The following is an 11,671-nucleotide window of genomic DNA, read 5'->3' as shown; positions in this document are numbered from 1 at the left end:
AGGGCCAAGGCGATCCTGCTCCGCTCTTCACCGATCGCGGCGAACGCTGTCGGTCAGGCGTAGCGGCGCAGAACGGTGTCGTCACGCGACACGCCGTTGAGCGCATCGACCACGGCCTTGCGGATGTCGGCAAGCGAGAACGGCTTGGTCACCACGTCGTGGATCAGGGCATCCAGTCCGTTCGCGCGCTCGCGCTGATCCGCAAACCCCGTCATCAGCAGAATGGGAACCTCGGGATGGTCGCGTGCGGCGATCAGTGCAAAGGCAATCCCGTCCATGACCGGCATCTTGATATCCGACAGGATCAGATCGAACCCGCCCTTGTCACGCGCCAGCGTCTCGGCCGCAGCGGCGCCGTCTTCCTCGGCAACCACCGAATGGCCGTCGAGCTCGAGTGCCCGCTTGACGAAGCTGCGAACGGCTTCGTCATCCTCGGCAACTAGAATATGGGCCATGTCCCTCTCCCATTCTCAATCATTCGCGGTTGCCGCATCGTCCTGAACCACATAGCCGATGTACGGGAGCTGGCGCCATTTGTGGCCCATGTCCATCCCGTAGCCGACAACGAATCGATCCGGACACTCGAATCCGACATAATCCGCAGAAATGGCGGATTTGCGGCGCATCGGTTTATCGAGCAATGCGACGATGTGCACGGATCTTGCTCCGCGCTCGGTGAGTCGGTCTCGTGCGAACGAGAGGGTGCGACCACTTTCCAGTATGTCATCCACGAGAATCACATCCCGGCCGGCCACATCGCTCTCCACATCGCGCAAGATGCGAATTTCCCTTGACTCTGTCCCCGCCCCGTAACTCGACAGATGAATGAACTCCATCTCCGGTTGAAGTCCTGCCTTGTGCATTGCGCGCACAAGGTCGGCGGCAAACATGAAACTGCCTTTGAGAATGGCCACGACCAGCAGACCCGTCGGGCGCGCGGTGGCGATTTCCCGCGCGATCGCATCGACCCGCGCCGCGATCTCGTCGGTGTCGTAGAGTGTGCGGATGTCGGGGGTGTCAGTCATTGAAGTCTGGCCTGTTGTTGTCCGCGCTCGACGAAGCGTACCTGAATATCCGCAGCCAGCTCCGGGGGAGAGGACAGACGGGTGCGAAACCGGGTGGTGGTTCCGGCGTCGAGGCGGCGCAGGCGGGGTTCCATCACCCAGGCATATATTTCCTGGGCATCCTCGCTGCGCAATGCGAAACGCACTGCCGGAACGAAGGCCGGCTTGCGTTCGACGTTCTCGATCGTGCCCTCGATGACGAGAACGATCGTTCCGTTCTCCAACTCGCGAAAGGTTCGCAGATCCCTGAATTCCAGCCCGCGAAGATTGACGTCGAGGCCGGCAAGCGAAAACAGCCCCGCAAGATCGGGCATGCGCGCCACGATCGGGTTGCGCAGGCCGACCGCGAGTGCGCAGATCGCGAGTGCGCCGAGAAAGAACAATGCGCCGACGACACGCCGGGGCTTCACGCGCCGCGCGCGCTGACGGATGGCGCCGGCGACCCGTCGTATGACGGGTTCGGGCGGTTTGGTCTTCACCTGGATTTTCGGCTTCTTTGCCAGGGTCTCGATGTCGACCGGTTGTGCAGCGGGCGAGGAGGCATCGCCGTCGATGCTCGCGACGGGAACAGGTTCGGCAAAGGTGTCCGCTTCCTCCAGTTCGTCATCGTCGAACGGGTCCGTGAATGCGCTTGCGGGATCGTCCGTTGCTTCGTCGTCTGCCACTTCGTTGTCGGTTTCGGCCGGAGACGGGGCGTCACCATCGGACTGTTCTTCTTCACCGGCAAGGGCGGCGGCCCAGTCGTCGGCCGGATCTCCATCCATGCCCGTGTCTTCGTTTGCCAAGCTGTCTTGGTCGACGGTCTCCGAGTCTGCCTGCGGGGCTGCCTCTGCCGCAAGGTCCGTCGCGAATGCCATCGCGTCCGCGTCTTCGCCATCGGCATGCCAACGGGTGCCGCAACGCGCGCATTTTACGCTTCGACCGCCCGGTCCAAGCGCGACTGCGCTGACCTCGTAGGACGTCGAACAGTCCGGGCAGGTGATCTTCATTTTGCGGAAGAAGCCTCGTCTTGACCGATCGGTTGGGCCGCGTTCATTCACGGCCGATCCGACGCAGTCTCACCTGCGGAGCGTAAACATCAGGCAAACGCCGAGCGCATTGCGTCCGGTGCAAGGCTCGCCGAATGTCCATCACGCCCCCATATCGTTAATGAAGCGTTAATGAGCAACGGCTAGGGTCGTCACAATCAAGCGAAAACGAGGATGTCGTGATCCGATTCGAAAATGTTGGGCTGCGCTACGGCATGGGGCCGGAGGTTCTGCGTGACCTGACCTTCGAGATAAAGCCGCAGTCCTTTCAGTTCCTGACCGGCCCCTCTGGCGCGGGCAAGACCAGTCTCATGCGTCTTCTGTTCCTGTCGCTTACCCCGACGCGCGGCCTGGTTCGTGCGTTTGGCAAGGACACCTCGGCGCTTCAGAAAAGCCAGATCCCGGCCTTGCGCCGGCGGATCGGCATCGTTTTTCAGGATTTCCGTCTGCTGCAGCATCTGACAACCTATGAAAATGTCGCACTGCCCCTCAGGGTTGCCGGACAGGAGGAGGGTCAGTATCGCTCGGATGTTGTCGAACTCCTGAAATGGGTGGGGCTTGGCGAGCGCATGCATGTGCTGCCGCCGGTGCTGTCGGGCGGCGAAAAGCAGCGCGCGGCCATCGCGCGTGCCCTGATCACCCGCCCGGAGCTGCTGCTTGCCGACGAACCCACGGGCAATGTCGACCCTCCGTTGGCCCGGCGGCTGTTGCGGTTGTTCATCGAGCTTAACCGGCTCGGAACCTCGGTGGTGATCGCCACCCATGATCTCGCGCTGATGGATCAGGTGCATGCGCGGCGGATGGAACTGGCCGACGGACGGTTGCAGATACATGACTGATGATCCGAACACACCCGACAGCGCGGCCGGCGGCCGGCCGGACGAACCCGGCGGACGGGCCGCGCGCCCGGCGGGGCGCAAGGCTGCACCGGCAAAGGCGGCGCCCCCGAGGCTGCCGCGGCTGAAGCGTTCCGCCAGAAAGCCCGCCAAGCAGCGCAAGGTGGATCCGGATGCGCAATTGCGCCCTTCGGCGCCCATCGTGCCGTCACAGGCTGTTGCCGGACGGGCGCTGACACTGGTCGTCGCCATCATGAGCTTTCTCGCCTGCCTGACGATCGGCATGGTCACGGTCATTCATGACGCCGCCAATGCATGGTCGAACGATCTCTTGCGCGAGGTGACGATCCAGATCCGCCCGGCCCAGGGAGTGGACATGCTGCGGGAAATCGAAAAGGCGATTTCCATCGCAGAGACGCGCAAGGGGGTGGGCGCCGTCCGGGCCCTGTCCGACGCGCAGACCCGCGAGTTGCTGCAACCGTGGCTCGGGACCGGACTCGACCTGGAATCACTGCCGGTTCCACGGCTCATCCAGGTCGAAATCGAAGACGGGGCACGGTTCGACCTGACGGGCTTGCGTGTCGCCATTTCAGACGGCGTGAGCGGCGCAAGCGTCGACGACCATTCGCTGTGGACCGGTCGGCTCGCATCGATGGCCAACGCCGTGGTGCTGGCCGGACTGGCGATCCTCGCCCTGGTGCTCGCCTCGATGGTGCTGTCGGTGGTGTTTGCCACGCGCGCGGCCATGGCCGGCAACAAGGATGTGGTCGAGGTTCTGCATTTCGTCGGTGCGGAGGACAGTTTCGTGGCGCGCGAATTCCAGCGCCATTTTCTGCTGCTCGGGCTGAAGGGGGGATTGGCCGGTGGTATGAGCGCCAGTGCCGTCTTCATCGTGCTTGGCGTGTTCGCCGACGGAAACACCGGATTTGCCGCCATGGAACAGGCGATGGTCCTGTTCGGGGGCGTTTCGGTCGGCGCCGCCGGCTATCTCGGCGTTCTGGCCATCATTTTCCTTGTGACAGTCCTGACGGCCGCGACCTCGCGCGTGGCCGTGCGCGCGCATCTTCGCCGCATCGACTGAAAGCTGCGATCAACGCGCGCCGCGATGCGCAAGGCGTCCGGGTTGTCGTGGACAATAAAAAAGCGGCCCGAAGGCCGCTTTTCGTATCTCGTCATGTCGCTTGCGCCGCAGCGCGCGCGGCTTATTCCGAAGCGCTCTCTGCGGCTGCGGCCTTGGCTGCGGCCTGGGCGGCGGCGCGCTCGGCTTCCTTTGCCGACTTCGCGGCGGCCAGTTCCACCTTGGTTTCGTCGTTCAGGCGACGGGCACGGGTGTTGGTCGCCTCGACAATACGGGCGGACTTTCCGCGGCGGCCGCGCAGGTAATAGAGCTTGGCACGACGCACCTTGCCACGACGAATGACGTCGACGCCTTCAAGCATCGGCGAGAAGATCGGGAACACACGTTCCACACCTTCGCCGTAGGAAATCTTGCGCACCGTGAAATTCTCGTTGATGCCGCCGCCGGAGCGGGCAATGCACACGCCCTCATAGGCCTGGGTCCGGGTGCGGGTCCCTTCCGTCACGCGCACGTTGACACGGATGGTGTCGCCCGCGGAGAAGGTCGGAAGCGTGCGTACGGCTTCGATTTTCGCCATTTCCTCGGCGTTGAGTTCTTCGATGATGTTCATGGCACTGCCTTTTGGGTCTTGTTCGGTCAGAGCGTCCTCAAGCGTTCCAGACGCCGGGGCGAATTCACCGCGTTTTGGCCAAACCGGACGCCATGTCCGGCCATGGAATGTCTTTGGGTCCGCCGTTTCACGCATTGCCGGTGCGATCAGATGGCAATCATGCACGCCATAACCCGCACGCGGCACCGAAACAGCACCCGAGTGGGCCGGTAATTAGCGCATGAGGCCGCATTTGTCATGTGTTTTTTGCCGGTTCCGTGCTCTTTGCGGCGCGATGGGCGTCCCAGAGATCGGGTCGGCGATCGCGGGTCAAGCGTTCGGCCTCGGACTGCCGCCAGGCCTCGATGCGAGCATGGTCGCCGGAGGTGAGGACGTCGGGGATCGGCAGGCCTTCGAACTCGCGCGGTCGTGTGTACTGCGGATGTTCGAGCAGCCCGGTCTCGAAGCTTTCGCGCGTGCCGCTTTCCGCGTTGCCCATGACACCGGGAAGCAGGCGGACCACGGCGTCGAGAAGTACCATGGCGGCGATCTCGCCGCCGGACAGGATGTAGTCGCCGATGGACACCTCCTCAAGGGCGCGGCTGTCGATCACGCGCTGGTCGACGCCCTCGAACCGCCCGCAGACAATCACGGCACCGGGACCGGCGGCGAGCCCGCGCACCCGCGCTTGGTCGAGCGGGCGGCCGCGCGGGCTCATGAGCAGGCGCGGTCGCGGGTCGTCCGCCGGAGATGCGGCATCGATGGCGGCCGCCAGAATGTCGGGCCGCAGAACCATGCCGGCGCCGCCGCCGGCGGGCGTGTCGTCGACGGAGCGATGTCTGTCGCTCGCGTGATCGCGGATTTGCCGGGCCTCAAGGCACCAGTCGCCGCGGGTCAGCGCCTTGCCGGACAGCGAAGCGCCGAGCGGGCCCGGGAACATTTCCGGATAGAGCGTCAGGACGGTTGCGTCGAAGCGCATCGGTTCTCCGGTGTCGTGTGTTGCGTTCCCGGGTCTCGGCCGGCGGGAACGCTTGGTTAAAGATTGACGGGCTAGACTCGCGTCTCTTACGCGAGGTCTTCATGCCAAGTATCAGCATTCTCCTGCCGCGCTGGATCCGGCGCCATGCCGAGCGCGACCATATCGATCTTTCGCTCGGGCGGGTCCTGCCGCTCTTCGTCCTGATCGCTTATGGCGTCACTGTGGGCCTTGTGTTCAACACCGGTCTCGATCACCCCTGGGACAAGGTCCAGCACCTCGTCTTCTTCGCACTCCTGACCCTGGCGATCCACGCGTTCTTCTGTTGCCGGCTGCGGCTTTCGGCCGGTGCGGCGATGCTGATGGGAATCGCCGGCGAGGGCGTCCAGGCGATCACCCCGCACCATCATGCCTCGCTCCTCGATGTCGCGGCCAACAGCGTCGGTGTCGCGCTGGTCGTCGCCATCGTCGTTCTGGTCCGTTCCGAGACCCGCGCGGCTTTGGCCGATACGGCGGGCGATCCCGCGTTGGAAATCGACCTGCTGGAGACGGAACGTCTGCCGGTTCAGGCGTCGTCGTCCCGCTCCTCGTCGTCGTCCTCATAGTCCGGCGGAAGCACCACCGTCACCTTCCCGTCCGTCAGGTCGACCTCCGGCACGGCGTCGCGCGTGAAGGGAACGAAGAAGGACGTCCCGATGTCGGGGCGGATCTCAAGCAACGCGCCGGCGCCGAAATCGGGCACGGCGACGATCTTGCCAAGGTCTTCGCCCTCAGCAGTGCGCGCGCGCAGACCGAGCAGATCGGCGTGATAGAAATCATCGTCTTCTTCAAGATCGGGAAGGGCGCTTCTGGAGATGTAGAGGTCGAGCCCGTTCAGCGCTTCGGCGGCATTGCGGTCGTCGATCCCCTCGAAGCGGGTGATCACCATGTTCTTTTGAACGCGCGCGGCATAGACCGTCAGCCGGCGCTTGCCGTCGGCCGTTTCCAGCGGTCCGTAGTCGGTAAATGACAGCGGATCGTCGCCGAAGGGCTTGACCCGGACTTCGCCGCGAATGCCATGGGCGGCCCCGATGCGGGCCATCAGGATACGGTCTTGCGCCAAGACAATGCGGCTCCTTCAAGGGGCAGGCACGAAAAAGCCCGCGTCGCGCCGTCGGGCGCGGCGCGGGCCTTCGATGTCCCGTCGATTACTCGGCGGCGGCTTCTTCGCCCTCGGAGGCCGCAGCAGCGGCCGCATCCTCGGCAGCCTGCTTGCGGGCTTCAACACGCTCCTTGGCCTTCTGGCCCGGCTCCGCCTTGTTCGGGTTGTTGCGCGCCTCGCGCGTCAACAGGCCGGCGGCATCGAGAAAACGGTGCACGCGGTCGGTCGGCTTCGCGCCGTGGCTCAGCCAATGCTGGATGCGCTCGGCGTCCAGCGTGATGCGGTTCTCGTTGTCCTTGGGCAGCATCGGATCGTAGCTGCCGACCTTCTCGATGAAACGGCCGTCGCGCGGCGAGCGCACGTCGGCGATCACGATGCGGTAGAACGGGCGCTTCTTGGCGCCGCCACGGGCGAGACGAATTTTCAAAGCCATCGGGGTATCTCCTGTGTGTTTGGTGTTCGCGGCATCAGCCGCGAATGGCTTCGTGGTGGCGGATGACTTCCTTGACGATGAAGTTCAGGAAGGTTTCCGCGAAATCGGGATCGAGATTGGCGTCCCTGGCAAGCGATCGCAGTCGCGCGATCTGCCGGTCCTCGCGCGCCGGATCGGCGGGCGGAAGATTGTGTTGCGCTTTCAGCACGCCGACCTTCTGGGTGCATTTGAAGCGTTCGGCGAGCATGTGGATCAGGGCTGCATCGATGTTGTCGATGGAGCCGCGCAGCAGCGTCAGTTCTTCCATCGCCACCGACGCCGGATCGAGGATCTGTTCAGCGCTACCGGTCATTTTTTCTTTCCCCGCCCCATGCCGGGCATGCCGCCAAGACCCGGCAGCTTCGCACCACCCATGCCGCCGGGAAGTCCCGGCATTCCGGGCGGAAGGCCGCCGCCGGAGCCGCCGGGCATCGGGCCCGGCAACTGACCGGACTTGGCAAGCTTTTCCAGTTCCTTGGGATCCATCGACGGCATGCCGCCGCCGGGCATGCCCATGCCGCCCATCATCTTGGAGAACATGCCGCCCTTGCCCTTGCCCATCTGCTTCATCATGTCCGCCATCTGGCGGTGCATTTTCAACAGCTTGTTGACGGAGGCGACGTCGACGCCGGACCCTGAAGCGATGCGCTTCTTGCGGCTTGCCTTGAGCAGGTCGGGTTTGCGGCGTTCATGCGGCGTCATCGACTGGATGATCGCGACCTGGCGCTTGACCACCTTGTCGTCGAGATTGGCGGCGCCCATCTGCTTCTTCAGTTTACCGACACCGGGCATCATGCCCATGATGCCGGACATGCCGCCGAGCTTTTCCATCTGCTTGAGCTGTTCGGCGAGGTCTTCCAGGTCGAAGGTGCCTTTCTGCATCTTCGCGGCCATCCTGGCCGTCTGTTCCTGGTCGAGTTCCCGCGACGCCTTTTCGACAAGCGAGACGATGTCGCCCATACCGAGGATCCGGTCGGCGATGCGCGAGGGATGAAACTCCTCAAGCGCGTCAGACTTTTCGCCGGTGCCGATGAGCTTGACCGGCTTGCCGGTCACGGCGCGCATGGAAAGCGCCGCACCGCCGCGACCGTCGCCGTCCATTCGGGTCAGCACGATGCCGGTGATGCCGACGCGTTCGTTGAACGACTGGCCGAGATTGACGGCATCCTGACCCGTCAGCGAGTCGGCGACGAGCAGGATCTCGTGCGGATCGGTCGCCGCCTTGATCTCCGCCATCTCCGCCATCAGCGGCTCGTCGATATGGGTGCGACCGGCGGTGTCGAGCAGCACAACGTCATAGCCGCCGAGCTTCGCGGCGGTTGCGGCGCGCGAGGCGATCTGGACCGGAGACTGGCCGGCGACGATCGGCAGCGTGTCGATGCCGTTCTGCTCGCCCAGAACCTTGAGCTGTTCCTGCGCCGCCGGACGGCGGGTGTCGAGCGAGGCCATGAGGACCTTGCGCTTGTCGTCGCGGGTGAGACGCAGGGCGATCTTGGCGGTGGAGGTGGTCTTGCCCGAGCCCTGCAGGCCGACCATCATGATCGCGACCGGCGCCGGCGCGTTGAGGTCGATGGGCTCAGCCTGAGAGCCCAGCATTTCGACCAGTTGGTCGTGCACGATCTTGACGACCTGCTGACCCGGCGTTACCGATTTGAGGACTTCCTGGCCCACGGCGCGGTTGCGAACCTTGTCAGTGAAGGACTTCACCACGGGAAGCGCCACGTCGGCCTCGATCAGCGCGCGGCGAACCTCGCGCAGCGCTTCTCCAACGTCGGCCTCCGACAGCGCGCCGCGTCGCGTCAGCTTGTCGAGGATGCCGCTCAGGCGATCGGACAGACTTTCGAACATGCTTCGGCCCTTCCGGGGTTGCCGTTTTCGCCGGGCTTAAAGGGCGTGTCCCTGAACCCGGCGCCGTGACGCGCCAGACGACGAAACCCCGACTGCAGCCGCGCGCCATACAAAGACATGCGCCACCCGAGGGCGCATCGCGCTGTCGGGTGTTGACCTCCGGGATCTCTTTAGACCTTCGCGGGTCCCGGTCGGCTGTCTGAAATTTCGTCACTCTTGCGGAGTTCGGATGCTCGTGCCCGATATTCGACCACGAGTCAAGAAAAACGCGTGCTGCCGCGGTGATTCCGGCTGCCCTCGGCCTCTCTTCCATTGCGGGACGCTGCCAAATGGGAGTAGGGGGTTCACCATGCGTGCGCACCCGTGCTCCGATCCGGCGTGCGGCGCTTCTGCAATATCGAGGATCCTCTCGTATGGATTACCGTGCGGTTGCGCTGCCCGTCGGGCGGCTGATGGTTCTCCTGTCCTTGTTCATGCTGCTACCGGCTGCAGCCGACCTCCTTGCCGGCAATCCGGACTGGGTCGGCTTTGCCGTTGCCGCCTTGATCGTCGGCTGTTTCGGCAGTGTGGCCACGCTCGCCTTCCTGAAGAGCGATCATCGGCTCGGCATTCGCGAAACGCTGGTGCTGGTCAACGCCGCGTGGCTGGCCTTCAGCCTTGCCGGCGCGCTTCCGCTCTACCTGAGCGGTTTGAACCTTTCCCTCACCGATGCCGTGTTCGAGGCGGCGTCCGGACTGACAACAACCGGCGCCACCGTGCTCACCGGCCTCGATCAGATGCCACCCGGGATCCTGCTCTGGCGGTCGCTGCTGCAATGGGTCGGCGGGATCGGCATCGTCGTGCTCGGGATCTGGCTGCTGCCGGGCCTGCGGGTCGGTGGCTCGCAGCTCTTTGCCATTGAATCCTCGGAAACCTCGGCCAAGCCCTATGGGCGGATCGAGCCGTTTCTGGTTCGCCTGCTTCTGCTCTATTGCGGATTGACCATTGTCTGCATGGCCCTCTACCGCATTGCCGGGATGACCGGTTTTCAGGCGCTCAACCACGCGCTGACCACGGTTTCATCCGGCGGATTTTCGACCTCGGACCAGTCCATGGGGCAGTTCGACAGCCTGGCAATCTTGTGGATCGCGACCGTCTTCATGCTTTTGTCCGGCCTTCCGTTCCTGTTCATGATGCGCGTGGTGGAGCGGGGCGACTTTCGCGACCATGAGCAGGTGACCTTCTTCGTTGCACTTGCCACAGCAGCAAGCCTTGCGGCTTTTGTCGTGCTGCATCTGGGGGCGACCGACACGCCGTTTCGCGAACTGACGCTCTCCGTCTTTCATGTGGTGTCGATCATCACCACGACCGGATATGCCGCTGGCGACTATCTGCAGTGGGGGGCCTTCGCCACGGCGTTGTTCTTTCTGGCGACCTTCCTGGGCGGTTGCAGCGGCTCGACCTCCGGCGGCTTCAAGGCCTTCCGCATGCTGGTGCTGATCCAGTTGATCCGCTCGCTGGTGGCCGGCATGTGCCGACCGCACAGGATTGCGGAACCGCATTTCGCCGGCGAGCGCCTCAGCCCGAGCGTGAGCGAGGGCGTTCTCGTCTTCGGTCTGCTCTACGCCGTGACCTTCGCAGTGTTTGCGCTGCTCTATGCCGCTGCCGGTCTCGACGCGGAGACGGCGCTCAGCGGATCCATCACCGCGCTGGCGAACGTCGGACCGGGGGTCGGGCCGATCATTGGTCCGTCCGGCACGTTCCAGTCGCTGCCGGACGTGGTGAAGTGGCTGCTTGCCTTCCAGATGATCCTGGGCCGGCTGGAAATCGTTTCCGGCATCATCATCCTGACCCCGGATTTTTGGCTGGAGCGCTAATCCCCTGCGAGCATCAAAGACGGATTAATGGGTATCGCGGGTTCCGAAAATTGCCGATCCGACGCGCACGCAGGTCGCGCCGAAACGGATGGCCGTCTCGTAATCCGCTGACATGCCCATCGACAGCTCCGGCAGACTGTTGCGGGCGGCGATCTTCTGCAGCAATGCAAAATGCGGGCCCGGCATGTCTTCCACTGGCGGAATACACATCAATCCGGCGATATCGAGCCGGAGTTCGTCGCGGCACAGCGCGATGAAGGCATCGGCGTCGCCGGGCGCGATCCCGGCCTTTTGCTGTTCCTCGCCGGTGTTGACCTGGATGAAGAAGCGCAAGGTCCGCCCCTGGTTCTCGCACTCCGCCTTCAGCGCTCGCGCGATCTTCTCGCGGTCGATCGTGTGAATGACATCGAAGAGCGCAACGGCATCGTGGGCCTTGTTGGACTGCAGCGGGCCGATCAGATGCAGCTCGAGGTCGTCGAAATCGGCGCGCAACTCCGGCCATTTGCCTTGCGCTTCCTGCACGCGGTTTTCACCGAAGATGCGTTGTCCGCTCTCCAGAACCGGGCGGATCGCCTCCGCGTCGAACGTCTTGGACACCGCGATGAGCCGGCAAGTCCCCTCATCGCGCCCGGCCTCGCGCTCGGCGGCAGCGATCGCGGCGCGCACATCTGCCAGCCGCGCGGCAGCATCCTTGTTGGAAGTGGCGGACATGATCGCTCCCGTGGTTTGTTGATCCGGTCAGGGTTTCGGTGCGGCCAGCGGCACATTCCGTCGTCCCGTGGG

Annotated in this window: 14 protein-coding genes; 4 read left to right on the top strand and 10 right to left on the bottom strand. The window is 64.2% G+C overall.

The annotated features are described in order from the left end of the window. Window positions 1–53: 53 nt before the first annotated feature. The 3 genes from BLU32_RS17320 to BLU32_RS17310 are packed head-to-tail and all read right to left on the bottom strand — an operon-like array spanning window position 54 to window position 2,053. Window positions 54–455 (bottom strand): response regulator, encoded by a 402-nt coding sequence (locus BLU32_RS17320; protein WP_093809006.1) that lies wholly within the window; start codon window positions 453–455, stop codon window positions 54–56. 15 nt (window positions 456–470) lie between these two features. After that, window positions 471–1,025: a hypoxanthine phosphoribosyltransferase gene (hpt, locus tag BLU32_RS17315; RefSeq protein WP_093809004.1), complete on the bottom strand. Its 555-nt coding sequence runs from the start codon at window positions 1,023–1,025 to the stop codon at window positions 471–473. Beyond that, on the bottom strand, window positions 1,022–2,053 hold the full coding sequence (locus BLU32_RS17310) for a zinc-ribbon domain-containing protein (RefSeq protein WP_093809002.1): 1,032 nt from the start codon (window positions 2,051–2,053) through the stop codon (window positions 1,022–1,024). The genes hpt and BLU32_RS17310 overlap by 4 nt, the downstream gene beginning before the upstream one ends. Window positions 2,054–2,271: 218 nt before the next feature. On the opposite strand from BLU32_RS17310, the gene ftsE reads away from it, so the two are divergent. Together ftsE and BLU32_RS17300 are read left to right on the top strand one after the other, a co-directional pair. Then, on the top strand, window positions 2,272–2,931 hold the full coding sequence (gene ftsE, locus BLU32_RS17305; RefSeq protein WP_029058027.1) for a cell division ATP-binding protein FtsE: 660 nt from the start codon (window positions 2,272–2,274) through the stop codon (window positions 2,929–2,931). After that, a complete protein-coding gene (locus BLU32_RS17300) occupies window positions 2,924–4,009 on the top strand; it encodes an ABC transporter permease (RefSeq protein WP_208976915.1) in 1,086 nt (361 codons plus the stop codon). Before ftsE ends, BLU32_RS17300 begins: the two co-directional genes overlap by 8 nt. Before the next feature lie 121 nt (window positions 4,010–4,130). Here the strand turns inward: BLU32_RS17300 and rplS are convergent, their stop codons facing one another. Beyond that, on the bottom strand, window positions 4,131–4,616 hold the full coding sequence (rplS, locus tag BLU32_RS17295; RefSeq protein WP_093809000.1) for a 50S ribosomal protein L19: 486 nt from the start codon (window positions 4,614–4,616) through the stop codon (window positions 4,131–4,133). Window positions 4,617–4,851: 235 nt separating this feature from the next. Next, window positions 4,852–5,574 (bottom strand): tRNA (guanosine(37)-N1)-methyltransferase TrmD, encoded by a 723-nt coding sequence (gene trmD / locus BLU32_RS17290; protein WP_093808998.1) that lies wholly within the window; start codon window positions 5,572–5,574, stop codon window positions 4,852–4,854. A gap of 101 nt (window positions 5,575–5,675) precedes the next feature. Between trmD and BLU32_RS17285 the strand changes: the two genes are divergently transcribed. Next, window positions 5,676–6,176 (top strand): hypothetical protein, encoded by a 501-nt coding sequence (locus BLU32_RS17285; RefSeq protein WP_093808996.1) that lies wholly within the window; start codon window positions 5,676–5,678, stop codon window positions 6,174–6,176. Here the strand turns inward: BLU32_RS17285 and rimM are convergent. The 4 genes from rimM to ffh all read right to left on the bottom strand — a co-directional run bounded on the left by rimM (window position 6,137) and on the right by ffh (window position 9,032). Continuing rightward, entirely contained in the window at window positions 6,137–6,673 is a 537-nt protein-coding gene (gene rimM / locus BLU32_RS17280; protein ID WP_244501728.1) for a ribosome maturation factor RimM, read from the bottom strand. The genes BLU32_RS17285 and rimM overlap by 40 nt on opposite strands. Before the next feature lie 85 nt (window positions 6,674–6,758). Continuing rightward, the gene (gene rpsP, locus BLU32_RS17275) at window positions 6,759–7,145 is read right to left on the bottom strand and encodes a 30S ribosomal protein S16 (RefSeq protein WP_093808993.1); all 387 of its coding nucleotides are present in this window, start codon (window positions 7,143–7,145) and stop codon (window positions 6,759–6,761) included. Between the two features lie 34 nt (window positions 7,146–7,179). Next, window positions 7,180–7,497 carry a chorismate mutase gene (locus BLU32_RS17270; RefSeq protein ID WP_371326936.1) on the bottom strand — a complete coding sequence of 106 codons (318 nt, stop codon included), beginning with the start codon at window positions 7,495–7,497 and terminating at the stop codon, window positions 7,180–7,182. Beyond that, window positions 7,494–9,032, bottom strand: a complete 1,539-nt coding sequence (gene ffh / locus BLU32_RS17265; protein ID WP_093808991.1) for a signal recognition particle protein — start codon at window positions 9,030–9,032, stop codon at window positions 7,494–7,496. Before ffh ends, BLU32_RS17270 begins: the two co-directional genes overlap by 4 nt. A 413-nt stretch (window positions 9,033–9,445) precedes the next feature. On the opposite strand from ffh, the gene BLU32_RS17260 reads away from it, so the two are divergent. Then, window positions 9,446–10,888 (top strand): TrkH family potassium uptake protein, encoded by a 1,443-nt coding sequence (locus BLU32_RS17260; protein WP_093808989.1) that lies wholly within the window; start codon window positions 9,446–9,448, stop codon window positions 10,886–10,888. Window positions 10,889–10,912: 24 nt separating this feature from the next. On the opposite strand, the gene BLU32_RS17255 is transcribed toward BLU32_RS17260, so the two are convergent. Then, window positions 10,913–11,599, bottom strand: a complete 687-nt coding sequence (locus BLU32_RS17255; RefSeq protein WP_093808986.1) for a YggS family pyridoxal phosphate-dependent enzyme — start codon at window positions 11,597–11,599, stop codon at window positions 10,913–10,915. Window positions 11,600–11,671: the final 72 nt, after the last annotated feature.

The sequence above is a fragment of the Stappia sp. ES.058 genome, from assembly GCF_900105595.1.
In the GTDB taxonomy this organism is placed as follows: Bacteria; Pseudomonadota; Alphaproteobacteria; order Rhizobiales; family Stappiaceae; genus Stappia.
The sequence above is the reverse complement of the archived record's forward strand: the minus strand, read 5'-3'. Positions and strand labels throughout refer to the sequence as shown.

What these genes read in the sequence shown, in the direction of transcription:
- BLU32_RS17320 (WP_093809006.1), bottom strand. Translation starts at nt 455, where the DNA reads ATGGCCCATATTCTAGTTGCCGAGGATGACGAAGCCGTTCGCAGCTTC.
- hpt (WP_093809004.1), bottom strand. Translation starts at nt 1,025, where the DNA reads ATGACTGACACCCCCGACATCCGCACACTCTACGACACCGACGAGATC.
- BLU32_RS17310 (WP_093809002.1), bottom strand. Translation starts at nt 2,053, where the DNA reads ATGAAGATCACCTGCCCGGACTGTTCGACGTCCTACGAGGTCAGCGCA.
- BLU32_RS17300 (WP_208976915.1), top strand. Translation starts at nt 2,924, where the DNA reads ATGACTGATGATCCGAACACACCCGACAGCGCGGCCGGCGGCCGGCCG.
- rplS (WP_093809000.1), bottom strand. Translation starts at nt 4,616, where the DNA reads ATGAACATCATCGAAGAACTCAACGCCGAGGAAATGGCGAAAATCGAA.
- trmD (WP_093808998.1), bottom strand. Translation starts at nt 5,574, where the DNA reads ATGCGCTTCGACGCAACCGTCCTGACGCTCTATCCGGAAATGTTCCCG.
- BLU32_RS17285 (WP_093808996.1), top strand. Translation starts at nt 5,676, where the DNA reads ATGCCAAGTATCAGCATTCTCCTGCCGCGCTGGATCCGGCGCCATGCC.
- rpsP (WP_093808993.1), bottom strand. Translation starts at nt 7,145, where the DNA reads ATGGCTTTGAAAATTCGTCTCGCCCGTGGCGGCGCCAAGAAGCGCCCG.
- BLU32_RS17270 (WP_371326936.1), bottom strand. Translation starts at nt 7,497, where the DNA reads ATGACCGGTAGCGCTGAACAGATCCTCGATCCGGCGTCGGTGGCGATG.
- ffh (WP_093808991.1), bottom strand. Translation starts at nt 9,032, where the DNA reads ATGTTCGAAAGTCTGTCCGATCGCCTGAGCGGCATCCTCGACAAGCTG.
- BLU32_RS17260 (WP_093808989.1), top strand. Translation starts at nt 9,446, where the DNA reads ATGGATTACCGTGCGGTTGCGCTGCCCGTCGGGCGGCTGATGGTTCTC.
- BLU32_RS17255 (WP_093808986.1), bottom strand. Translation starts at nt 11,599, where the DNA reads ATGTCCGCCACTTCCAACAAGGATGCTGCCGCGCGGCTGGCAGATGTG.